This is a genomic window from Streptomyces sp. NPDC049970 (assembly GCF_040660235.1).
Lineage (GTDB): Bacteria > Actinomycetota > Actinomycetes > Streptomycetales > Streptomycetaceae > Streptomyces.
The window spans coordinates 238,592-260,661 of the sequence record NZ_JBFALP010000007.1 but is presented as its reverse complement, the minus strand read 5'-3'; the positions used below and the strand labels follow the sequence as shown (position 1 = coordinate 260,661).

At 70.9% G+C, this 22,070-nt stretch carries 19 protein-coding genes; 11 read left to right on the top strand and 8 right to left on the bottom strand.

The features are described from left to right. Positions 1-7: 7 nt before the first annotated feature. Genes AB0I83_RS16295 through AB0I83_RS16280 form a run of 4 tightly spaced genes read right to left on the bottom strand, consistent with a single transcriptional unit; the run spans position 8 to position 3,147 of the window. Entirely contained in the window at positions 8-814 is an 807-nt protein-coding gene (locus AB0I83_RS16295) for an enoyl-CoA hydratase/isomerase family protein (RefSeq protein WP_363305000.1), read from the bottom strand. Further along, the gene (locus AB0I83_RS16290; protein WP_363304999.1) at positions 811-2,004 is read right to left on the bottom strand and encodes a beta-ketoacyl synthase N-terminal-like domain-containing protein; all 1,194 of its coding nucleotides are present in this window, start codon (positions 2,002-2,004) and stop codon (positions 811-813) included. Before AB0I83_RS16290 ends, AB0I83_RS16295 begins: the two co-directional genes overlap by 4 nt. After that, positions 2,001-2,849 (bottom strand): hypothetical protein, encoded by an 849-nt coding sequence (locus AB0I83_RS16285; protein ID WP_363304998.1) that lies wholly within the window; start codon positions 2,847-2,849, stop codon positions 2,001-2,003. Before AB0I83_RS16285 ends, AB0I83_RS16290 begins: the two co-directional genes overlap by 4 nt. A gap of 49 nt (positions 2,850-2,898) precedes the next feature. After that, the gene (locus AB0I83_RS16280; protein WP_356537245.1) at positions 2,899-3,147 is read right to left on the bottom strand and encodes an acyl carrier protein; all 249 of its coding nucleotides are present in this window, start codon (positions 3,145-3,147) and stop codon (positions 2,899-2,901) included. A 338-nt stretch (positions 3,148-3,485) separates the two neighbouring features. Between AB0I83_RS16280 and AB0I83_RS16275 the strand changes: the two genes are divergently transcribed. From AB0I83_RS16275 to AB0I83_RS16225, 11 genes are all read left to right on the top strand, one after another. Next, positions 3,486-4,256, top strand: coding sequence for a 2OG-Fe dioxygenase family protein (locus AB0I83_RS16275; RefSeq protein ID WP_363304997.1), 771 nt, complete (start codon positions 3,486-3,488; stop codon positions 4,254-4,256). Positions 4,257-4,266: 10 nt separating this feature from the next. Beyond that, complete coding sequence (locus tag AB0I83_RS16270; RefSeq protein ID WP_363304996.1) at positions 4,267-5,352, top strand: hypothetical protein; 1,086 nt, start codon at positions 4,267-4,269, stop codon at positions 5,350-5,352. Positions 5,353-5,394: 42 nt separating this feature from the next. Then, the gene (locus AB0I83_RS16265; RefSeq protein WP_356842615.1) at positions 5,395-5,646 is read left to right on the top strand and encodes a hypothetical protein; all 252 of its coding nucleotides are present in this window, start codon (positions 5,395-5,397) and stop codon (positions 5,644-5,646) included. Positions 5,647-5,707: 61 nt separating this feature from the next. After that, positions 5,708-7,114, top strand: coding sequence for an MATE family efflux transporter (locus AB0I83_RS16260; RefSeq protein ID WP_356537238.1), 1,407 nt, complete (start codon positions 5,708-5,710; stop codon positions 7,112-7,114). A 32-nt stretch (positions 7,115-7,146) separates the two neighbouring features. After that, positions 7,147-8,358 (top strand): ATP-grasp domain-containing protein, encoded by a 1,212-nt coding sequence (locus AB0I83_RS16255; protein ID WP_356842612.1) that lies wholly within the window; start codon positions 7,147-7,149, stop codon positions 8,356-8,358. Further along, positions 8,355-9,635, top strand: coding sequence for a glutamate-1-semialdehyde 2,1-aminomutase (locus AB0I83_RS16250; RefSeq protein WP_363304995.1), 1,281 nt, complete (start codon positions 8,355-8,357; stop codon positions 9,633-9,635). Before AB0I83_RS16255 ends, AB0I83_RS16250 begins: the two co-directional genes overlap by 4 nt. Positions 9,636-9,841: 206 nt before the next feature. Then, complete coding sequence (locus tag AB0I83_RS16245) at positions 9,842-13,720, top strand: amino acid adenylation domain-containing protein (protein WP_363304994.1); 3,879 nt, start codon at positions 9,842-9,844, stop codon at positions 13,718-13,720. A 77-nt stretch (positions 13,721-13,797) separates the two neighbouring features. Then, positions 13,798-14,502, top strand: a complete 705-nt coding sequence (gene fabG / locus AB0I83_RS16240) for a 3-oxoacyl-ACP reductase FabG (RefSeq protein ID WP_363304993.1) — start codon at positions 13,798-13,800, stop codon at positions 14,500-14,502. A 66-nt stretch (positions 14,503-14,568) separates the two neighbouring features. Then, positions 14,569-15,348 carry a 4'-phosphopantetheinyl transferase superfamily protein gene (locus tag AB0I83_RS16235; RefSeq protein WP_363304992.1) on the top strand — a complete coding sequence of 260 codons (780 nt, stop codon included), beginning with the start codon at positions 14,569-14,571 and terminating at the stop codon, positions 15,346-15,348. Beyond that, complete coding sequence (gene ddaH / locus AB0I83_RS16230) at positions 15,345-16,184, top strand: dimethylargininase (protein WP_363304991.1); 840 nt, start codon at positions 15,345-15,347, stop codon at positions 16,182-16,184. Before AB0I83_RS16235 ends, ddaH begins: the two co-directional genes overlap by 4 nt. 4 nt (positions 16,185-16,188) lie before the next feature. After that, entirely contained in the window at positions 16,189-17,193 is a 1,005-nt protein-coding gene (locus AB0I83_RS16225) for a hypothetical protein (protein WP_356535977.1), read from the top strand. A 47-nt stretch (positions 17,194-17,240) separates the two neighbouring features. On the opposite strand, the gene AB0I83_RS16220 is transcribed toward AB0I83_RS16225, so the two are convergent. The 4 genes from AB0I83_RS16220 to AB0I83_RS16205 all read right to left on the bottom strand — a co-directional run bounded on the left by AB0I83_RS16220 (position 17,241) and on the right by AB0I83_RS16205 (position 22,067). Continuing rightward, positions 17,241-18,635 carry a solute carrier family 23 protein gene (locus AB0I83_RS16220; RefSeq protein WP_363304990.1) on the bottom strand — a complete coding sequence of 465 codons (1,395 nt, stop codon included), beginning with the start codon at positions 18,633-18,635 and terminating at the stop codon, positions 17,241-17,243. Positions 18,636-18,781: 146 nt separating this feature from the next. Further along, a complete protein-coding gene (locus AB0I83_RS16215; protein WP_363304989.1) occupies positions 18,782-20,476 on the bottom strand; it encodes an NAD(P)/FAD-dependent oxidoreductase in 1,695 nt (564 codons plus the stop codon). A 49-nt stretch (positions 20,477-20,525) separates the two neighbouring features. Continuing rightward, complete coding sequence (locus AB0I83_RS16210; protein ID WP_363304988.1) at positions 20,526-21,323, bottom strand: carbon-nitrogen hydrolase family protein; 798 nt, start codon at positions 21,321-21,323, stop codon at positions 20,526-20,528. A 288-nt stretch (positions 21,324-21,611) separates the two neighbouring features. Continuing rightward, positions 21,612-22,067 (bottom strand): Lrp/AsnC family transcriptional regulator, encoded by a 456-nt coding sequence (locus AB0I83_RS16205; protein ID WP_356535981.1) that lies wholly within the window; start codon positions 22,065-22,067, stop codon positions 21,612-21,614. Between the last annotated feature and the right edge of the window lie 3 nt (positions 22,068-22,070).

Genomic DNA, 22,070 nt, shown 5'->3' with positions numbered 1-22,070 from the left:
GGAGCGGTCAGCGGCCCAGGTACTCCGCCGTGTGCTCCGGGCCGTCCGCCAGGAACGCGGCGACGGCGTGACGGTGGTCGGCGGTGGCGGCCACCTCCGCGGCGACGTCGGGGAGTGCGGTGTCCGCCGCCGGAACGCCGCCGGTGAGGCATCGGCGGACGATGCCCTTGGTCGCCTCGTGGGCGCGGGTGGGACCCGTGGCCAGGCGCATGGCGTAGGCGCGGGCGTCGGCGTCGAAGGAGGCCGGCGGGAAGAGCGCGTTGACCACACCCCAGTCGGCGAGCACCGTCCCGCGGTAGAGGTCGCCGGTCATGACGAGTTCACGGGCGCGGGACGGTCCGGCGCGCTGGGCCAGGCGTTGGGTGCCGCCCATGGCCGGAGTGAAGCCGATCTTCCGTTCGACCAGGCCGAACCTGGCCTGCGGCGTCGCCACCACGAGGTCGCACGCCAGGGCGAGCTCGAAGGCCGCGGTCAGGGTCAGCGAGTGCGCGGCGAACACCACGGGGCAGGGCAGCGCCTCCAGGGCCTGTGTGATGCCCAGCTTGGCCCGCCAGAAGGACGCCGCGTCCTCGGGGGCGAGCCCGGCGAAGACGCTCACGTCCACACCCGCGCTGACGACGCGGCCCTCCGCCCGGACCAGCAGGGCGCGGGGCGGACGGGCGGTCAGCCGGCCGACCGCGTCCTCCCACGCGTCCCACATCGCCAGGTCGAACAGGTTCATCGGCGCGCTGTCCATGGTGAGGACGGCGAGCGGACCGTCGAACTCCAGCCGCAGTACCGCCTTCTCGCCCGTGAGGGACGAGGGGAGCGTCATGACACGCTCCGGAAGATACTGATCGCGTTGTTGCCGCCGAAGCCGAAGGCGTTGTTCTGGACGTGCCGCAGGTCCGGCACCGGCAGCGGCTCTCCGGTGACCAGGTTCACGTCCAGCTCGATGTCGTCGGGATCGACCGCGGTCGGCGGCACCAGCCGGTGACGCATCGTCAGGCAAGCGGCCACGGCTCCGGCCGCGCCGGCCGCGCCCATCAGATGCCCGATGGTGCTCTTGATCGCGGTGACCGCGGTCCGCGGGTACTGCTCCGCGAAGATGCCGCCCTCGATGGTGTCGTTGGCCCGGCTTCCCGTGCCGTGCGCGAAGATCACGTCGATGTCCTCGGCCTTGAGGCCGGCCTCGTCGAGCGAGCGCCGATGGCATGAGGCCACCCCGTCACGGTCCGGGGCGGTCGGGTGGCTGGCGTCGTTGCTGATGGCGGTGGCCAGCACTTCGGCGTACGGGGTCGCCCCCGGGCGCAGGGCGCGCTCGGTCTGCAGGACGAACATGCCCGCACCCTCCGAGGGCGTGACGTAGCGCCGGCTCCTGGTGAAGGGCTTGCAGGGCGAGGGCCCGATCGCCTGGAGGGTGTTGAACCCGATGATGTTCTTCTCCGAGTACGGGTCGCAGCCGCCGACGACGGCGGTGTCGGCGATGCCCGCGCGGAGCATCTCGAGCGCGCAGGAGAGCGCGACGTTCGCGGAGGCGCACGTGCTCTGGAGCAGCAGGGCCGGGCCCGATGCCCCCACCGTGCGCGCCACACCATGGGCGATGGAATAGCTGGAGAAGCCGCCTCTCCCGGCGATGCCCCGGCGCTCAGCGACCAGGTCCTCCAGCACCTCGGCCTGGCCGTCGCTGCTGCCGACACAGACGACGGCGTTGCGCAGCGCGTCGTCCCCGGGGGCCAGCCCGGCGTCCCGCAGCGCCTCCAGGGCGGCGAACTCCGCGAAGAGCGAGGCGGCCCGGGGGTTCTCCCGGGTGACCGCGTCCACCTGGGCGAGGGCGGTCTCGCGAGCCTCCCGGGGCACCCGTCCGCCGAGGATCCCGGACTTCATACCGGCGTAGAGCGGGGGCAGTTGCTCGAATCGGCTGCGGCCCGCGCACAGGTCGTCCCAGAAGGGCTCGACACCCGCACCGGCGGGCGAGATCACGCCGAGCCCGGTGATGAAGACCCTTGCTGTTCCCCGGTTCACAAGGACCTCCCGTTCGTGCTGTTCGCGTGCTGCCGGGTCACCGTCACGGTGGCGTGGCGACCGTCCGGGGCGTGGCATTCGAGGGCCGCCGCCTCGGCGGGCGCCAGTGTGTGGACCAGGTCCAGGAAGGCCCGGGTGGCGAAGGCGCTGTTGCGCTCCGCGAAGGGGACGGGCTCCGCGTCACCGGCCTCCGATCCGAGGGCACCGGCCCGGAGGACGGAGCGCACCGGGCCCGGGTGCGGCTCGCCGGTGGCACCGAAGACGAACTCGGCGGTGAACTCGGCCCCCTTGCGCAGGAAGGCGTGCGCGACGCCGTCAGTGCAGGGCGCGTCCCCGGTGTCGAGCGCCGCGTCCTCGGCGGCCTCCGGCGCGTAGACGTCTCCGATGAGGAGCCGGCTGACGGCGGAGCGGTCCTGGTCGAGGGCGGACAGCGCCTGCCACATGGCCATGACCGGGGTGAGTACGCCCGCGTTGATCGTCATGTTGCGTCCGGTCGAGCCGATGCGCAGGTTGACGAACGCCGACGCCGAACTGGACGTGGCGTTGGGGAAGTTCTGGGCGGAGAGCAGCCGCCCCTTGGTCGCCGCTTCGCGTTGCAGGCCGACAAGCGCGGCGGTGTTGCCGTACTCGGTGCCGATCACGACGGTGTCGTCGTCACGTTCTCCGGCGGTCTCCGCGCAGCCGAGGGCGAGGTAGAGGCAGATCCGGGTGAACGGATCGCGGAACCGGTCGCCGGCGGTGCCGATCACCTCGTGCAGGTCGGGCGGGAGGCCCGCGTGTTCGTCCTGGCCGTCCGTCGGTCCGGGCGCGCACAGCGCGACCGGACCCAGGGTGAACTCGAACAACTCAATTCTCCGTGGCGCTGGAATCGGGTGGGCAGGGCGCGCGCGACGGTCAGCCGCCGACCTGTTCGCTGACGTGTCGCTGCAGGTCCCCGACCGTCACGAGGTCACGGGAGAATTCGTCACCGAGCTCGATGTCCAGGGCCGCCTCCACCTGGACGACCACATCGATCAGCTTGAGGGAATCGATATCCAGATCGGCCCTGAGATTCTGATCGGCCGACACCTCGAAAGAATCGGGCAGTTCGGCGATCTGCTTCAGTACCTCGGAAATTCGTCCGTCGATCACACTGTCCGACATTCTTCCCCCATGTTTTCAGGTTGCTGGCGACGAAGATAAGCACGACGTGGGCGACATGTCAACGCAATAAGTGTGAAACTTTTCGTCCCCGGACATGCGGAACGCCCGCTTTCGACCTTCTCCAGCCTGGCCGGAATTGAACCCCCATCGACCCACTGGCCAGCACATTCAGGAAAAAGCCTGAAAGAACAGCGCCTTTTGAGCCATGACGCCCGATTCCTTCCGCCAGCCGGCCAGTTCGGCCGGAAAACTTTGTGACCTTGTTCACATTGTGATGATGTATCCAGTCAACTAATCTCGGGCTCGACAGACACATTTGCTCCGGGGGGACTTCTGCTGTGCCCGAAAACATTTCAGATCTCGCGCGCCAGGGATACGACCGATGGGACCTCGCCTCCCATTTCGGTATCGACGAGGAAAGCGCGGATTACAAAGAACTCAGGGCGGCTTACGAGGATCTTCCGGAGGATCCCTACGCGACCGGCTCAGGCCGCTACCGTCGATATGCACGCGGCGTATTCCTGCCCTGGTCCAAAGAATTCTTCTGGATGCCGGCCACCGAGAGCCAGGCACGTGAAGGAATGAACGGCTACTACCAGGGCGACAACAACCCCGAGTACGTCAACGTCACCCGCAACCTTCCCGCGATCAGCGACGAGGTGTGCGAGAACAAGCTCCTCCTGGACATGATCCAGTTCGACTTCTCCCAGACCCGCTGGAGCGAGGACGACGCGGTCTGGCCGCTCTACGTCGGCGTGCACCTGATCAAGCTGCACATCGAGGAGGACGACCGCGAGGCCGTGTCCTCCCCGAACGAGCTGCACCAGGACGGCGAGCCCTACGTCTTCGCCCACCTGATCTACCGTCACAACGCCGAGGGCGGCGCCAACCTCATCGCCACCCCCGACTACCGGGGCAAGCAGCCGGAGGACGTGCCGCCGGCGGACCGGCTCGCCGAGTTCCAGATGGAGCGCCCGCTGGAGGCGTACGCCATCACGGACGACCTCGTCAGCCACTACGTCGGCCCCATCCGCAAGGGCAGCGACCCGGAGCCCGGCGAACGCGCCATCCTCCTGGCCGACTGGGTCCCCATGCGTCACCGCATCTGAAAGGCACAACGTGAACGGCGCGCGTTACCGTTACGAACGCCCGGTCGACGCCGGGACCGCCGACGAACTGCGCAAGGCCCTGGCGTTCCACCACGACGGCGTGACCGTGGAGCAGCTTGACAGGGGCATCGAGGTCGCGGTGCCCGACGGCCCCTCCGAACGGGAAATCGGCGAGATGGTCCGCCACTTCCTGCGCGGCCACCGTGAGGTGCCCGCCACTGTCGTCACCGAGCAGGCCGGGCGTCCCGGCCTGTCCTGCGCTCTCCCCGACGACGACCGGATCGCCGTCGCCAGGGGCGTCTACCTGCACGGGCCGGAGTGGACCGCGGCGATGGACCATGTGCGCCGGCTGTGCCGGGAGCGGTTCGCCGAGGCCTTCGGCGCACCGCTGCTGGCGGGATCGGCGCAGATCGCCCGCGACGTCCTGGTCCGGGCCGGCTACTACCAGAAGTTCCCCAACCTCGTGAACGCGGTCGCCCGTATCCGGGACCGCTACTGGGACGGGGTCACCGTGTCCCAGCTCAGGGCCGACCAGCCCGAGGCACTGGGCTCCTTCTACACACCGGCCGACACCGTCCTCACCCCGGTCACGTGCTACCACGTGTACGCGAACGCGGCCGAGCTGAAGCACCGTTACGACACCGGGCTCTTCGCCATCGACGGACCGGTCTTCCGGCACGAGTCGCGCAACCACAGCGCCACCCGGCTGGGCGAGTTCAGGATGTTCGAGCTCGTCCGGATGGGCAGCGCCGAGGAGGTCGCGCACGACTACGAGCGGATCCTCGGCGCGTTCACGGACTTCTTCGCGGAACTCGGGGTGCCGCACCGTGTGGTGAGCGCCTCCGACGCCTTCTTCGGGGACGCTCCGACCATGACCCGCGAGGCCCAGCTGCTCAACAAGAGCAAGTTCGAGGTGCGGGTGCCGCTCGCCGACGGCGAGCTGTCCGTGGCCAGCGTGAACGCGCACGGCGAGGTGTTCGCCGACTCGTTCGGGCTGCGCGGCCTCGGAGCCGACGCGACCTGCTGCGCAGGGATCGGCCTGGACCGGCTCACCTACGCGCTGCTGTCGTACGGCCTGCTCGGCACATCGGCCTGACGAGCCGGTTCCCGAATCCGACCCATCGAGGAAATGAAATCCATGGAAGACCTGAGGACCGTCGTCGACGACCTGCTCCGGCAACTCGCGGCCGCACGGGATGTTCCGGCCGACGCCGAACCGTCGCAGATCATCGTCAGCTCGCTCGACCAGATGCGGTTCCTGGTCGGCCTGGAGGAGCGGCTCGACGAGATGCTGGACGTCGGCGACGTGCTGCCCTTCGACCTGTCGGGCCGTGAAGCGCTGCTCGAGAGCGTGCGGGAGCTGCTGGTCGAGTCCGGGGTGAGCCTGTGAGCCGCGCCCGTCCGCCCGCCCCGCTCCGGCGGGGCGGGCACCCCCGCCGGGGTGTCCGCCGATGAGCGTCACCCGGGGACGGCTGCTCGACCTGGACACGGTGCGCGAGGTCGTACGCATCTCGGTGCCACTGATGTTCGGCATGGTCGGGAACCTGATCCTGTTGCTCGTCGACCGGATCTGCCTGGCCCGCTACTCCGAGGACACGCTCGCGGCCTCCGGCCCGGCCGTCTTCACCGCGACCACGGTGATCATGGTGACCACGGGGGCGGTCGGCATCACCCGCTCCTACGTGGCGCAGGCCAACGGCCGCGGTGAGAAGCGCGAGGCCATGGACGAGGGCGCCAACGGCTTCGCCCTCGGCCTGCTGCTCTCGGCGCTGCTGCTCCTGTCCACCCCGCTGCTGACGTGGGTGCCGACGCTGAGCGGGCAGCCCGCGCACATCCAGGAACTGGAGGCGCAGTTCCTGGGCCTCTCCACCCTCTACGGCACCGTCATGACCCTGAACATGGCCCTGTCCTCGTACTTCAACGGCATGGGCAGGACCCGGGTGCCGATGGTCGTCGGCATCATCGGCCAGGTGGTCGGCGTCGTGATGACGGTCGGCCTGGTCTTCGGCCGCTTCGGGCTGCCGGAGCTCGGCATGCGCGGCTCCGCGCTCGGCACGCTCAGCGCCGTGTCCGTCATGTTCGTCGGGTACGCCGTGTACCTGCCCAAGGGTTACGTCGCGGGCTTCGGCCGGCTCATGCGCCGGGGCGGCCGGAAGGTGACCGGGGTGCTGTGGCTCCGGCTGCGGCGCGGCGCGCCCGCCGGCGGCTCCCTGAGTCTGGAGGAACTGGGCCAGACCGCGTTCGTGTGGCTGGCCGCGGTCCTCGGCCCGGTGGCGCTCGCCGCCAACAACGTCGCGCTGGCGCTCAACTACGCAGCCGTCATCCCCCTGATCGGTCTCGGCCTGGGGTGCAACATCCTGTGCGGTCAGGCGGTGGGCGCCGGACTCCACCGGAACATCCCGCACATCATGCGGGTCACCCTCGCCGTCTCGGGCCTGTACGTGGCGGTGGTCGCGGTCTTCCAGATCCTCACCCCGTCCCTGCTGCTGAGCCCGTTCGGCCTCGACGGCGCCGGCACCTCGGTGACCGCCCACGCCGTGGACACCTCACGGGTGCTGTGGACGTACTCCTTCGCGTTCATGTTCTCGATGGTCGGCTCGGCCGTGCTGGAGTGCCTGGGTCTGGCGCGCTTCGGATTCATCGCACGGATCGTCCTCATGTGGTGTCTGTGCGTCCCCACGATCATCGCGTTCGTGCTGCTCAACCGCGACGACCCGGACATGCTGCCGGGCATGTGGGTGATCTTCTCCGCCTTCGAGGCCGTGATGGCCGCGCTCTGCCTGTGGCGCATCAGGCGGGCCGTCAGCAACGAGGAGAACCGGCTCCACACCGACGAACCGGTCCAGCAGTCCGCCTGACCGACCACCAGACAGAGAGTGTGGCCTTTTCCGTGAACGTACTGATCCTCGGCCGCGAGGAAGACTGCCGCGACTACCTCGACTACGCGCACGAGCGGGGCTTCACCGTCCAGTTCTTCGCCCCGCCGCGGCTGGCCGCGGACGACCGGGAGAACTGGCGGCGGACGGTCGCCGACGCCGCGCGCGAAGCGGCGGACCTGGCTGACGTCGACGACGTCATCTCCTTCCACGACAGCTTCCAGATCCAGCTCGAGCTGCTGCGCGGCGAACTGGGCATGCCCACCCGCGACATCGACACGCTGCTGTGCCTCGTCGACAAGACCCGGTTCAAGGCGCACCCCGCGGTCCGCGACCACATCACCCGCCACATCGAGCTGGACACCTCGGCCAAGGCGCCCCAGGCGCTGGCGGCCGCCGAGGCGGCGCTCACCTTCCCCCTCGTGGTCAAGCCGTCGAACGGCTTCTACAGCGCGGGCGTGGTGAAGGCCGAGACGCCCGCGGAGTTCCCCAAGGCGTTCATCCAGACCAAGCGGGTCTGCACGGTGCTGCGGGAGAGCTCGGGCGAGTCGCGGATGCTCGCCGAGGAGTACCTCGACGGCAACGAGTACGCCATCGACGGCGTGGTCAGCGAAGGACGGGTCGTCCCGCTCCAGATCCACCGCAAGCTTCCGCCCCTGGTCGGCCCCCTGTTCCACGAGGTGGCCTACCTGACCGAGCCGTTCGACGCGGAGCTGGGCCGTGACTTCACCGCTCTGCTGGAAAGCGTGATCCCGGGCGTCGGCCTGGACAACTCCCCCTTCCACGCCGAGTTCCGCTTCGACGGCCAGGGCCGGCTGCGGATCCTCGAACTGGCCCCCCGACTGTGCGGCGGCGGTACCACCACGTACCAGCAACTGCGCATCTGCACGGGGCTGGACGCGTACGACCTGCTGCACCGGCTGGGCCGGGAGGCCCTCGCACCCGAGCCGCTGCACCACCGGGTGGCGCTGGAGTACGACGCCCCGATCGAGCGCAGCGGGTTCCTCAGGAACACCGCCCGCGCGGTCGAGGTCTGCCACAAGAACGACGTCACCACGGTGCACCTGCACCGCCCGGACGGCCAGTTCGTGCTCGCCCCGCCGCTCAACTTCGAGACGGTCCTGACCGCCTACTTCGCCCGCGACACCCGCGAAGAGGCAGAGGCGCTGCTGGACGTCCTGATGACCGACTGCACCATCGACACCGAAACGGAAAAATCCTCATGAGGCCGGAAATCAAGCGTGCTCAGCACACCATTCCCGTCGGTGCCAGCTCGCCGCTGCGCGCCTGCCGCAACGTGGAGACCGACCCGTTGGTCGTGGCCGAGGCGCACGGTCAGTACCTCCACGACGTCGACGGCACGCGGTACGTCGACTTCATGTACGGGTTCGGTCCGCTGATCCTCGGACACGCCCCGGAGGCCGTCAGCTCCGCCATAGCCGAGCAGGCGGTCAAGGGCACGCTGTTCGGCACCTACTGCCCGCAGGAGGTCGAGCTCGCCGAGCGCATCACGGCGACCGCCGACCACCTGGAGCAGCTGCGCTTCGTGTGCAGTGGCACCGAGGCCGTGATGTCCACCCTGCGGCTGGCCCGCGCCTACACCGGACGCACCCGTGTCTTGCGCTTCAACGGCGGCTACCACGGCCACTTCGACCTGGTCCAGAACAAGGACGAGACCCGTATGCGCGACGCCGGCCTCGACCCGGACGCCATGCGTTCCAACGTGTTCGCCGAGTACAACGACGCCGCGAGCGTCGAGCGGGCGTTCGCGGACAGCCCCGGCGAGATCGCGGCCGTCGTCGTCGAGCCCATCGCCTGCAACATGTCCCTCGTCCTGCCCGAGGAGGGCTTCCTCGCCGATCTGCGGCGCATCTGCGACCGCGAGGGCGCTGTGCTGATCTTCGACGAGGTCATCACCGGCTTCCGGCTCACCTACGGTCCCGCGAGCAACCTGCTGGGCGTCTCCCCGGACCTCACCGCCTTCGGCAAGATCATCGGTGGCGGCACCCCCGTGGGCGCGTTCGGCGGCCGTCGCGACATCATGCGGCTGCTCGACGAGGAGCGGGTGCTCCAAGGCGGCACACTGGCCGGCAACCCGCTGACCATGGCGGCCGGCCTCGCCACCCTCGACGTGCTGGCGAGCCCCGGCTTCTACGAGGAGCTGGAGCGCAGGAGCGCCCTCCTGCAGGCCGCTGTGGAGCGCCACCGCGTCGACCGGGGGCTCGACTTCACCTTCGCCAGGACCGGCAGCATCTTCGCGTTCATCTTCGTGCCGCAGGGTTCGCCGATCCGTGTGAAGTCGGACGTCGCCGCGCAGGCGCAGTCGCCGTACACCACGCTGTACGCGGGCATGCGCGAGGCCGGCTACCACCTGGCCCCGGACATCGAGGAGCCGATGTACGTGTCCGCCGAGACGACTGACGAGACGATCGAGGACTTCGCGGCCCGCGCCGTCGAGCTCCTCGCCACGGACCCGAACACGCCCGTGGCCGTCCCGGCCTGAGCTCTGTCCCCGCGGGCCGGTCCGAACGAGGACCCCGGCCCAACCCGTGGGCCGTGCTCCCCGGAGTACGGCCCACGCCGCCCGGTACCGCCGTACGGCCCCGCGTCACCGCACGGTACGTGCGCGTACCGCCGCGCCGGACGACGCCCGCGCCCGCGTCGTCCGGACCATCGCGCTGCCCTCACCCCTGCCGACGGGACATCACCATGAACGACGAGGCCAGGATTCTCCCCCTCCTCCCCGCCCAGGAGAGCGTGCTGTTCGCCGAGGCGGCGCACGGCCGGCCGGGCACCCACAACCTGGCCCTGGCGCTGCGGCTCACCGGGCCGCTGGACCGGGACGCCCTCGACGCCGCGCTGCACGCGCTGACCGTGCGGCACGAGGCGCTGCGGGTGAGCGTCACCGAGCACGAGGGCGAGGCGCGGCAGACGGTGGCCGCCGGCGTCACCGTCGCCGTCGAGAAGGTCGACCTCACCGCGGCGGACCAGGACGGCACGGACCTGGACCGGTACTTCACCGAGGCACAGGACCGTCCGTTCCGGCTCGACCGGGCGCCGCTGCTGCGCGCCACCCTGTTCCGCCTCGGCGCGCAGCGGCACGTACTCCTGCTCGTCGCACACCACAGCGTCGCCGACGGCCAGTCCATGGACGTCGTGGCGGGCGAGTTCGCGGCGCTGTACGAGGCATCCGCCGAGCGCCGGCCGAATCCGCTCGGCACGCCGCTCCTGAGCTACGCCGAGCACGTCGGCGCCACGCTCTCCGGGGTGTCCGACCGGCGCCGCGCCCGGGCCCTGGAGCACTGGCGCACCGAACTCGACGGCGCTCCGGCCGCCCTGGACCTGCCCATGGCCAGGCTGAGCGGCACCACCGGCCGGCGCGCGGCCACGCACCGCCGTGACCTGCCGGGACCGGTCGTGGCCCGACTGCGCGAGCTCGCCGTCGAACACCGTGCCGGCCTCTTCTCCGTACTCGCCGCGGGCGCCTTCGCGCTCTACGGCCGCTACACCGGCGAGAGCGACATCGTGCTCGGCGTTCCCCTCTCCACCCGTCTGGAGCCGGGCTCGGAGGGCTTGGTCGCGCTCACGGTCAACACCATGCCGCTGCGTGCCAGGTTCGACGCGGACGAGGGCTTCCTGCCGCTGCTGCGCCACGTCCAGGGCCGCACCTTCCAGGCGATGCGTCACCAGGGCGTGCCCTTCCACGAGCTGGTCCAGGTCCTCAACCCGCCCCGCTCGGCGGGTCGTCAGCCGGTGTTCCAGCTGGGGCTCAACCACGTGCGGACCGGTCCCGCGGCCCCGCCCGGGGCCGCGCTGCTCATCGAGGTGATGCCGATCGCCAACGCGACGGCCGCGTTCGAGCTGATGCTGACCTTCGTGGAGTCGGACGACGACGTCCGCGTGTACATCGAGTACGACACCGAGCGCTTCGGCGCGGATGCCGTGCACGCCCTCGGGGAACACCTGGCGAGCCTCCTCGCCGGTGTCGCCTCCGACGCGCACCTCCCCCTCGCCGACCTCGCGTTGATGGACGATACGGAACGGCAGCGCGTCCTGCACCACTGGAACGACACCGGTGCGCCGGTCACCGGCGACACCGTGCCGTCCCTGTTCGCCGCGCAGGCGGCCCGGCGCGGCGACGCCACCGCCGTCGTCTGCGGCCGGGAGAGCCTCGGCTACCGGGCGCTGGACGAGCGTTCCGCCCGTCTGGCACGGCTGCTCGCCGATCGCGGCGTGGAAGCGGGCTCGCTGGTCGGTATCTCGCTGCACCGCTCCGCCGCCACCGTGGTCGCCGTACTCGCCGTGCTCAGGGCCGGTGCCGCCTATGTGCCGCTGGACCCGGCCTACCCGTCGGAGCGGCTGGCCTTCATGGTGGAGGACGCCGTGCCCGCACTGGTGCTCACCGAGTCGTCCGCGGTGGGCAGTCTCCCGGCCGGCGACGGCACCCCGCCGCTGGTCCTGCTGGACGACCCCGCGGTGTCGGAGGCCCTCGACGCGTACGAAGACGGCCCGTTCGAGCGGGAGGTGACCCCGGACCACACGGCGTACGTCATCTTCACCTCCGGCTCGTCGGGCCGCCCCAAGGGGGTCTCCGTCACCCACCGCAACGTCGTCAACCTCGCGGCGTGGGCCGCGGACGCCTTCGGTGACGGACTGGACCGGGTACTCGCCGCGACCTCCCTCAACTTCGACGTCTCCGTGTTCGAGATCCTCGGGCCGCTCCTCAACGGCGGCAGCATCGAGATCGTCCGCGACCTGCTGGAGATAGGCGAACGGGGCGGATGGCAGGGCACGCTCGTCAGCGGCGTCCCCTCGGTGCTGGCCAGGCTCATCGCCGACGGCGGCTGCGAACTGCGCGCCGGCCATCTCGTCCTGGCGGGCGAGGCGCTGTCCCCGCAGGTGGCCGCGCGGCTGCGGGCCGCCGTGCCGGGCGCGCGGCTCGTCAACGCGTACGGCCCCACCGAGACCACCGTGTACGCCAGCGCGTCGGCCACCGGGCGGCACGGCGAGGGTGACCCGGAGGAGGACACGCCGTCCATCGGCCGTCCCCTGCGGAACACGCGTCTGTACGTGCTCGACGGCAAGGGGCGGCCGGTGCCCGTCGGGGTCCCCGGCGAGCTCTGGATCGCGGGCGCGGGCGTGGCGCAGGGCTATCTGAACCGCCCCGACCTGACCGCGTCCCGATTCGTGACCGACCCCTTCGGGGCACCTGGCGAGCGCATGTACCGCTCCGGCGACGTGGTGCTGCGCGGTCCCGACGGACAGCTGCACTACGTCGGACGCTCCGACCAGCAGGTCAAACTGCGCGGCTTCCGCGTCGAGCCGAGCGAGGTGGAGGCCGTACTCGCCGAGCGGCCGGAGGTGGCGCAGGCCGTCGTCGTGGCGCACGAGGACCGGCACGGCGAACGCCGGCTCGTCGCCTACGTCACTCCCGCGCCCGGCGCCGCGCCCGACCCGGCGCGGCTGCGCGCCGCCGCAGCCCGGCTGCTTCCCGAGTACATGGTTCCGGCATCGGTCGTGCCGCTGGACGTGCTGCCGCTCTCGCCCAGCGGAAAGCTCGACCGCGCCCGGCTGCCCGACCCCGGCTTCGGAGCCTCGGAGGGCCGGGCCCCCGGCACCCCCGAGGAGTTCGGCCTCGCCGCGCTGTTCTCCGACGCGCTCGGCCTGCCCGAGGTGTCGGCCACCGACAGCTTCTTCGACCTCGGCGGGCACTCGCTGATGGCGATCCGGCTCGTCGGCCGCATCCGGGCGGAACTGCGTACCGGGCTGACCGTGCGCGACCTCTTCGAGACGCCGACCGTCGAGGGGCTGGCACAGCGGCTGCGCCCGGACAGCGCGGCGCCCGCGAGTGCCCCGGCCGACGACTTCGGCGTCCTCCTCCCGCTGCGTACCCAGGGCGGCAGGCCCCCGCTGTTCTGCTTCCACCCCGGATTCGGGCTCAGTTGGAGCTACGCCTCGCTGATGCGCAGGCTCGCCCCGGACCAGCCGGTGTACGCGCTCCAGGCGCGCGGTATCGCCTCCGAGGAAGCACTCCCCTCCTCCTACGAGGAGTTGCTCGACGAGTATCTGCGCCACGTCCGCGCGGTACGCCCCCACGGGCCGTACCGGCTGCTCGGCTGGTCCTTCGGTGGTCTGGTCGCCCACTCGCTGGCGACCCGGCTCCAGGCCGAGGGCGAGGAGGTCGAACTGCTCGCCATGCTGGACACGGCCATGGTCGGCACCGACGAGGAGCTGGAACCCCGGGAGATGCGCCGGCTCATCGAGACCGAGACCGCCGCCGTGCGCCAGGTGGTGCCCGACGCGCAGCGGCTGATGGCAGTCGTCGAGAACCTGATCCGGCTGCGGGCCGAGTTCCGTCCCGAGCGGTTCCGCGGCGACGTGCTGCACTTCACCGCCGCGGACGAACCGGGCCGCACGGCCCCGGTGGGTGAACCATGGGTGCCGTACGTCGGCGGCCGGCTGGTCGAACACCGCGTCGCCTGCACCCATCTGGAGATGATGAACTCCCGCCCGGCCCGCGAGATCGCCGACCAGGTGACCAAGGCGCTGGACCCGCTCGGGGACGCGACGCCGGGACCGCGCGGTTGAGGCCGCCCCGTGCGAACACCGCCGGCACGGAACCCGTGTCGGAAGTCGGAAGCCCCGGAGACGGAGAAGGAAACCACATGCCCCGTACCGCACTGGTCCTCGGTGGGAACCGCGGCATCGGCCTCGCCGTGGCCCGGCATCTGGCCGCCCGCGGGGACCAGGTCGCGGTCAGTTACCGTACGGGTGATCCGCCCGAGCGGCTGTTCGGTGTGCGGTGCGACGTCACCGACGCCGAGGCGGTGGCCGCGGCCTGTGCGCGGGTCAAGGAGGAACTGGGCCCGGTGGAGGTACTCGTCCTCAACGCCGGCATCACCCGGGACCGGATGTTCGCGGCCATGACCGCCGAGGACTTCGAGGCACCGCTGCGCACCAATCTGCTCAGCGCGTTCCACGGGGTCAAGCCGGTGCTGCGGGGCATGATGCGTGCCCGGTGGGGGCGGATCGTCCTGATGTCCTCGACCGTGGCACTCTCCGGCGCGGTGGGACAGACCAACTACGCGGCCTCGAAGGCCGGTCTCATCGGTTTCGCCAGGTCGCTGGCGCTGGAGGTGGCGGCCCAGGGCATCACCGTCAACGTCGTCGCTCCGGGCTACACGGACACGGACATGGTCGCCGCCATGCCGGAGGAGAAGCGGAAGGGTCTGCTGGCGACGGTGCCGATGCGCCGGATGGCCACGTCCGACGAGGTGGCGGCCGCGGTCGGCTATCTCACCGGCGAGGACGCGGGGTACGTCACCGGCACGGTCCTGCGGGTCGACGGCGGGATCGGCATGGGCCACTGACCCCGTGCACCACCCGGCACCGTCCCGGACAACCGGACGAACGACATGAGGAAGGAAGGACCGGCGGTGCTCACTCGACTGCCGCGGCTGCCGGGCGAGGGCCCCGACACGTCCGCGGGCTGCCGCACGCGATCGGCCGCGGCGCGGGCCGCGCGTGCCGCCGCGGGACCGCCCGGCCCTCTCGTGATGGTCCGCCCCACCGCGGACGTCCTGCCTCTCGCGGACTCGGTCCGTCTCGCCCCGTACGAACAGGAGCGCGCCGCCCGTCTCCCCGAAGGGCCCCGCCGCGACGACTTCGTGGCCGCGCACGTGCTGGTCAGACTGTGCGCGGCACGGTTCACGGGCGCGCCCGCGGCCACCCTCGTACTCGGACAGATCTGCGACGACTGCGGCGCGGAGGACCACGGCAGGCCGTTCCTGCGGGGCCGTCCCGACGTCGGGGTCAGCCTCTCCCACGCCCGCGGTGCCGTCGCCGCCGCCGCGGGTCCGGGCCCCGTGGGCGTCGATGTGGAGGACGCATCGGGGGCGGTGTTCGACCCGCGGGTGGCCGCCCGGGTGCTCGCACCCGCCGAACTCGCCGTGGTCCGCGCCGACCCCGACCCCGCGGCTGCCTTCCTCCGCCTCTGGGTGCGCAAGGAGGCCCTGGTGAAGGTGGGCGTGGCGACACTCGGCGCACTGCGCGAGCTCGACCTCATGGACCCCGACTCGCTGTCCGGCTGGCGGTTCCTCGACTGGAGCAGCCCGGACGGCGCCGTCACGGCGGCCGCCGTCGCCCGGATCACACCCGTCGTCGACAGCGGCGACGGCACCTCTCCCCTCCCCTACTCAGGAAAGCAGCAGACATGACTGCGAACCAGTCCGTCGCACGGACCAGGACCCGCACGGCGACCCCGCGCCGGTTCCTGATGTGCCGCCCCAGCCACTTCGACGTCACCTACTCCATCAACCCGTGGATGCACCCGGGCAAGCCCGTGGACGGCGCCCTCGCGCTGCGCCAGTGGGAGGGGCTTCGCGCCCTGTACCAGGACCTGGGCCACACGGTGCTGGAGATAGACCCCGTCCTCGGACTGCCCGACATGGTCTTCGCGGCCAACGGCGCGACCGTCGTCGACGGCAAGGTGTTCGGTGCCCGTTTCAGACACGTCGAGCGCACCGCCGAGGGCCCCGCCTACCTGGAGTGGTTCCGGCGGCAGGGGTACGAGGAGCTGTGCTGGCCCGAGCACATCAACGAGGGCGAGGGCGACTACCTGGTGGTCGGGCGCCGGCTGCTCGCCGGCACGGGCTTCCGTACCGACCAGCGCTCGCACTTCGAGGCACAGGAGTTCTTCGGGCTGCCCGTCACGGGCCTTCAGCTGGTGAACTCCTCGTACTACCACCTGGACACCGCGCTCGCGGTGCTGTCGCCGGACGAAGTGGCCTACTACCCGCAGGCGTTCTCCGAGGGCAGCCAGGCGGTGCTGCGTGAGATGTTCCCGGACGCGATCCTGGCGACCGACGAGGACGCAGCGGTGTTCGGCCTGAACATGCTCTCCGACGGCCGGCACGTGCTGCTGCCGAAGGCGGCCACGGAGCTCTCGCGGCAACTCTCCGAGCGGGGCTTCGAGCCGATCGGGGTCGACCTCACCGAGCTCCTCAAGGCCGGCGGCAGCGTGAAGTGCTGCACGCTCGAACTGCGGGACTGAGCCGATGAACAGTCACATCATCGAGCGGTACGAGCAGACCGCCGTCAACTGCCTGACCGGAAGCTACTCGGTCCTCGCCGCCGTCGCCGGCCGCGCGGTCGAGGAACAGGCCGTCTTCGAGCGTGGCGACGGCTACCTGTTCCAGGCGGGCCTGGACGAGTCCGGCTACCCGGAGTACATCTTCCCGGTGGAGGAGGCCGGTGCGCTCGGCATGACCCGGTCGGCGTTCACGGTGCACAAGGAGCCCGTCGACTTCGACGCTCCAGGCGCGCAGCTCGAAGCGCTCCTGCGTCGGCACAGGGCGGTCATCGTGTGGGTCAACACGGCCCACCTGAACTACGCCGATGTGTACCGCGAGAACGCCCCCTACCTGCACGCGGTCGTCGTCGACAGGATCGCCGACGACCACAGCCACGTGGAGGTGCACGACAGCCTCGTCGTCGACCTGAAGCCGTTCAGCTGCCGGGCCGCGGTGACCCTCGACGACCTGGTCCGGTCGGCGGGCGACCGCATCAGGAGCGAGGCCCACGACGCGATGGGCTTCTTCTACGCCGTCTCCGACGACCTGGCCGCGTCCCCCGGCGGGAGCGACGGTGCCGGAGCCGGGCTGAGCGGCGCCCTGACCCGTCAGGCGGAGCGGTTCTTCGCGGAGGAGCGGTTCCGCAAAGCGATCCGCGACTACCAGGAACTGTGCGAGGAGTGCTTCGCGGGGTCACCCGAGCGCGCCACCCGCGGCGCCCGCCGTCTGTTCCACCACGCCTCGGTCCTCTACGCGGTGCCCAGTCTGAAACTGATGTCCTCCTCGCTGCACGCCGCGGGAGCGTCGGAGGGCAGCCTCGCCCTGCACGAGGAGGCGGTGCGGCACTGGGAGGCGATGGGTGTGCTGGCGTTGCGCTACGAGGCGACGTCCTCCGCGTCGGTGCTGAACCGGATCACGCAGCGGTTCGACCGGCTGGACGAGGTGACCGTGAGGCTGTGGGAGTCCGTGGCGGCGGACACCGGGGCGTAGTGCGGGCGCGGGCGGGAGCCGCGCCGGCTCCCGCCCGCGCCCGGGTGCTACGCCGGGTCCGGCCGCTTCCCGGGCTCGTCGTCGTACTCCGTCGCCCCGGCGTCGAGGAGCGCCGGCTGGTAGGTGCCGGAGGCCTTGGCGAGCCGGCGGAGGGCGTGGTAGCCGGTGAGCACCAGGAGGGTGCCGAGGGCGATGCCGTTGAGCTCGAAGTCGTCGGTGAACTTGATGCTCACTCCACCGATTCCGACGATGACACCGGCCGCCGCGGGGATCAGGTTGAGCGGCTGGCTGAAGTCGACCCTGTTGCGGATCCAGATCTGGGCCCCGAGCAGGCCGATCATGCCGTAGAGGATGACGGTGATACCGCCGAGGACGCCGCCCGGGATGGCGACGACGAACGCGCCGAACTTCGGGCAGAGGCCGAACAGCAGGGCGAAGAACGCGGCACACATGTATGCGGCGGTCGAGTAGACGCGGGTGGCGGCCATGACGCCGATGTTCTCGGCGTACGTGGTGGTGGCCGGGCCGCCGGCGACCGTGGAGACCATGGTGGCCGCTCCGTCGGCGGCGATGGCGGTACCGAGCCGGTCGTCGAGCGAGTCGCCGGTCATCTCGCCGACCGCCTTGATGTGCCCGGTGTTCTCGGCGACCAGGGCGATCAGGACGGGCAGGGCGACGACGATCGCGGAGGCGCTGAAGGAGGGACCGTGCAGATCGGGGAAGCCGAGCCAGTCGGCCTCCTTGACCGGGGTCAGGTCGAGGCGCCAGTGGTCGACGACCTTGCCGCTGCCGTCGGCGGAGTGGATCCTGCCCAGCGTGAGGTCGAGGATCCAGGAGAGTGCGTAACCGAAGACCAGGCCGAGGAAGATCGCGATGCGTGACAGGAAGCCTCGCAGCACCACCAGGGCCAGGCCGGTGAACAGCATCGTGGCCAGCGCGGTCCACTGGTCCTGCGGCCAGTAGGTACCCGCCGCGACGGGGGCGAGGTTGAAGCCGATCAGCATGACGACGGCGCCGGTGACCGCGGGCGGGAGCACCGCGTGGATGATCCTGGCGCCGAGGCGCTGCACCACGATGCCGACCACCGTGAGCGCGAGGCCCACGACGAACAGCGCGCCGGTCACCTCGGCGGGGCCGCCCCCCTGACTGCCGATGACCGCGGCGACGCCGACGAAGGAGAGCGAGGAGCCGAGGTAGCTGGGGACGCGGCCTCGTGTGATGACGAGGAAGAGCAGGGTGGCCACTCCCGAGGCCATGAGTCCGAGGCTGGGGTTCAGGCCCATGAGCACGGGGGCGACGAAACAGGCCCCGATCATCGACACCACGTGCTGGGCGCCGAGCCCGATCGTCCGGGTCCAGGTGAGCCGCTCGTCCGGCCTGACGATCTCACCCGGTTTCAGGTGCCGACCGTCCCCGTGCAGCTTCCAGCCGAAACCCGCCATTTTGTACTCTCCGTTCACGAAAGCCCCGGAGAAAAGTACAAGACGTTCAGCCGATCATCCGAATCGCCCCCGGCACACGGACCGCGCGTGCGACCGCCCGGCCGACGCGGGCCCGGCGGGCGCCCTGGTGCCCGGGGGCCTCCGGCTCAGCCCTCCGGGAGCTCGACGGGGGCGATCTCGTCGAAGACGTCGCCCGGCCCGGGGTTCGTGGGGTCGGTCGCCCCGCCGAACTGGGCCATCACGCCCCAGACGGCGTTCAGCGCCGTCTGCACGGCGCCCTCGGCCCAGCCCGCCGTCCAGGAGATGTCGTCGCCCGCGAGGAACAGGCCCCGCTTGTCGGCGGGCAGCCGGTCCTGCATGAAGTGGGTGAACAGGCGCCGCTGGTAGCGGTAGTGGCCGGGCAGGTTGGCCTTGAACGCGCCCATGAAGTAGGGCTCGTTCTCCCACGAGACGGTCACGGGGTTGCCGATGACGTGCTTGCGTATGTCGACGCCCGGATAGATCTCACCGAGCGACTTGAGCATGACGTCCATGCGCTCCCTCGGGGACAGCGGCAGCCACTTCAGGCTGTCGTCGCACCACGTGTAGGAGAGACAGATCACGGCCGGCCTGTCCGGTCCGTCGTCGAGGAGGTACGTCCCCCGGGTCATCCGGTCCGTGAGCGTCATGGACATGGTGTCCCGGCCGGTGGTGGCGTCCTTGTCGAGCCAGAAGGGGCGGTCGACCGGCACGAACAGCTTGGACGACTCCATGTAGTGGGTGCGCTCCATCGCCGTCCAGTGGTCGATCGGGAAGAGCGCGTCGTCGCAGGCGATCTTGGAGAGCAGCAGCCACGACTGTCCGGTGAAGACCGCGGCACCGTAGGTGCGGATGTCGCCGGTGGCGTCGGTGACAGTGATCCGGTTGCCGGCCGTGCGGTCCAGCCGGGTGACGGCGCTACGCGGCTGCCCGTCGTGCAGGGAGGAGAGCGACGTGCCGAGCGGCCAGTGGACGAGCTTCTGCGGCTCGCGCTCCCAAAGGCGCAGCGGCAGTTGCTGGCTGCCGCCGACGATGCCGCGGTGGTGGTCGTCGGCCTCGGTGTAGACGACGCGCAGGATCTCCAGGATCGAGTTCGGGAAGTCGGTGTCCCAGCCTCCGGTTCCGAAGCCGACCTGGCCGAAGATCTCGCGGTGCCGGAAGGAGGCGAAGGAGTCCGAACCGCAGAGGAAGCCGTAGAAGGTCTGGTCGTCGAGCTTCTCGACGAGCCTCGCCCAGATCTCCCGGATGCGCGGCACGTCGCGCTCGCGCATGGCACGGTTCATGTCGGAGAAGTCGGCACCCTCCTCCAGGCAGGAGTTCCAGGCGTCCATCACCTCGCGGTACACCGGGGGCAGGTCGTCGATGGTCCGCGCGTAGTGGGACTCGCCCTTGAGGTCGACGACGGTCGACGGGGTGGCCGGGGAGAGCGGGTTGGGGAACGGCCGGGTCTCCAGGCCCACGAGGTCGATGTAGTGCTGGAGCGCCGTGGACGAGGGCGGGAAGCGCATGGCGCCCATCTCGGCGGTCAGTGAGGGTTCGCAGCCCTCGAAGCCGACGGTGCGCAGCCGCCCGCCGATCCGGTCCGCCTCGTAGACGACGGGCCTCAGACCCATCTTCATGAGTTCGTACGCCGCGATGATGCCGGAGAGCCCGCCGCCGATGACGGCGACCTCGGTCCCGTGCCCGGTCGCCGGGATCTGTCCGATGCCCGCGGGGTGGGCGAGGAAGTCGTCGTACGCGTAGGGGAAGTCCGGCCCGAACATGGTGATCGGCGGCTGCTGCGCGTCGGAGTGCGGGACGGCGTTGGGCACCGTGGACGTCATGGGGTACGGACTCCTTGCGAATGGGGGTGGCTCAGGGCGGGGCGGGGGCTCAGGCGAGGGAGCGGTACAGGGCGGGGCGGCGGTCTCGCAGATACGGGTTGGCGGCGCGCGAGGCGGTGAGGTACTCCGGGTCGACGTCCCCGAGGACGAAGTCGTCGCCCCGGCCGGCCCGGGCGCGGACCGTGCCGTCGGGTCCGGCGAGGCAGCTCAGTCCGGTGAACTCGAACTCACCTTCCGTGCCCGTCCTGTTGACGTAGGCGATGTACATCTGGCTCTCGAACGCGCGGACCGGGACGACGGATTCGGCGACGAAGGGAAAGGGGTGCATCAGCGCGGTGGGCACGAGCAGCAGCTCGGTCCCGGCCAGGGCGTGCGCGCGCACGTTCTCGGGGAACTCGACGTCGTAGCAGATCAGCAGCCCGATCCGTACGCCGTCCAGCTCGGCCTGGACGACGGGTACGTCACCGGGGGTGAACCACTTCCGCTCGAAGGGGCCGAAGAGGTGGGTCTTGCGGTAGCCGGCGAGCGGGCTGCCGTCGGGGCCGACGAGCTGGGCGGCGTTGAAGATCCGGTCGCCGTCGCGTTCCGGGTAGCCGTACAGGACGGCGAGCCCGTGGCGTACGGCGATCTCCGCGACCGCTCGCGCACCGGGCCCGTCGGCGGGCTCTGCCAGCTCGGGGACGGCGTCGCCGACGGCGTACCCGGTCAGGAACAGTTCGGGCGAGACCAGCAGCCGGGCGCCCGCGTCGGCGGCCCGCGCGGCGGCCTCGTCCAGCACCTTCAGGTTCTCGGCGACGGCACCGGGTCGTCCGGAGCTCTGGAGCAGGGCGGTGCGCAACGGTGGCATGGCTGACCTCGGCGGGGCGGGTTGAGCGGGGAGACGTATCGAAGGTACGGCGCGGGGATCGCACCGGACAAGGCGCGGATGTTGCGCGTCCACCGTCGATCCGTTGCGTGCGGAGCCGCTGCCGCGGCGATTCGTTGCGTAGGGCGTTTCCGCAGGTCAAACGAGTGATCTCGGTCTCGGCGCCGGCCGTCGCCGGAACCGGTCCGCAGCCGTCGGCGGGGACCGCGCGTGGTCGGGCGGGAGGACCTCCGACCCGGACGGCCCCGCACCGGACCCGAGGGCCCGTCGTCAGGCCGGAGGGGCCGAGGAGTAGCGCCGCAGGAGCGGGGACAGCACGAGCACGGACTTCGTCCGCTCCACGTACGGCTCCCCCGCGATGCGTTCCAGTACCTGCTCGAAGTGGCGCATGTCCGCGGCGAAGACCTGCACGATCGCGTCGGCGTCGCCCGTCACGGTGGAGGCGGACACGACCTCCGGATAGGCGGCGAGGCCCCGCTTGATCGCCTCGGGGGCGGTGTTGCGACTGCAGTAGATCTCGATGAAGCCCTCGGTCTCCCAGCCGAGCGCCGCCGGGTCGACCCGCACGGTGAAGCCCGTGATGGCGCCTTCGGCGCGCAGCCGGTCCACACGGCGCTTGACCGCGGGCGCGGAGAGGCCGATGAGCGCGCCGATGTCGGCGTAGGAGCGGCGGGCGTCTTCGGCGAGGGCGTGGACGATGCGTTCGTCGAGGTCGTTCAGGCGCACTTC

Coding starts and splice junctions, on each gene's coding strand:
- ddaH (WP_363304991.1), top strand. CDS start 15,345: ATGACTGCGAACCAGTCCGTCGCACGGACCAGGACCCGCACGGCGACC.
- AB0I83_RS16220 (WP_363304990.1), bottom strand. CDS start 18,635: ATGGCGGGTTTCGGCTGGAAGCTGCACGGGGACGGTCGGCACCTGAAA.
- fabG (WP_363304993.1), top strand. CDS start 13,798: ATGCCCCGTACCGCACTGGTCCTCGGTGGGAACCGCGGCATCGGCCTC.
- AB0I83_RS16295 (WP_363305000.1), bottom strand. CDS start 814: ATGACGCTCCCCTCGTCCCTCACGGGCGAGAAGGCGGTACTGCGGCTG.
- AB0I83_RS16280 (WP_356537245.1), bottom strand. CDS start 3,147: ATGTCGGACAGTGTGATCGACGGACGAATTTCCGAGGTACTGAAGCAG.
- AB0I83_RS16225 (WP_356535977.1), top strand. CDS start 16,189: ATGAACAGTCACATCATCGAGCGGTACGAGCAGACCGCCGTCAACTGC.
- AB0I83_RS16245 (WP_363304994.1), top strand. CDS start 9,842: ATGAACGACGAGGCCAGGATTCTCCCCCTCCTCCCCGCCCAGGAGAGC.
- AB0I83_RS16250 (WP_363304995.1), top strand. CDS start 8,355: ATGAGGCCGGAAATCAAGCGTGCTCAGCACACCATTCCCGTCGGTGCC.
- AB0I83_RS16210 (WP_363304988.1), bottom strand. CDS start 21,323: ATGCCACCGTTGCGCACCGCCCTGCTCCAGAGCTCCGGACGACCCGGT.
- AB0I83_RS16265 (WP_356842615.1), top strand. CDS start 5,395: ATGGAAGACCTGAGGACCGTCGTCGACGACCTGCTCCGGCAACTCGCG.
- AB0I83_RS16260 (WP_356537238.1), top strand. CDS start 5,708: ATGAGCGTCACCCGGGGACGGCTGCTCGACCTGGACACGGTGCGCGAG.
- AB0I83_RS16215 (WP_363304989.1), bottom strand. CDS start 20,476: ATGACGTCCACGGTGCCCAACGCCGTCCCGCACTCCGACGCGCAGCAG.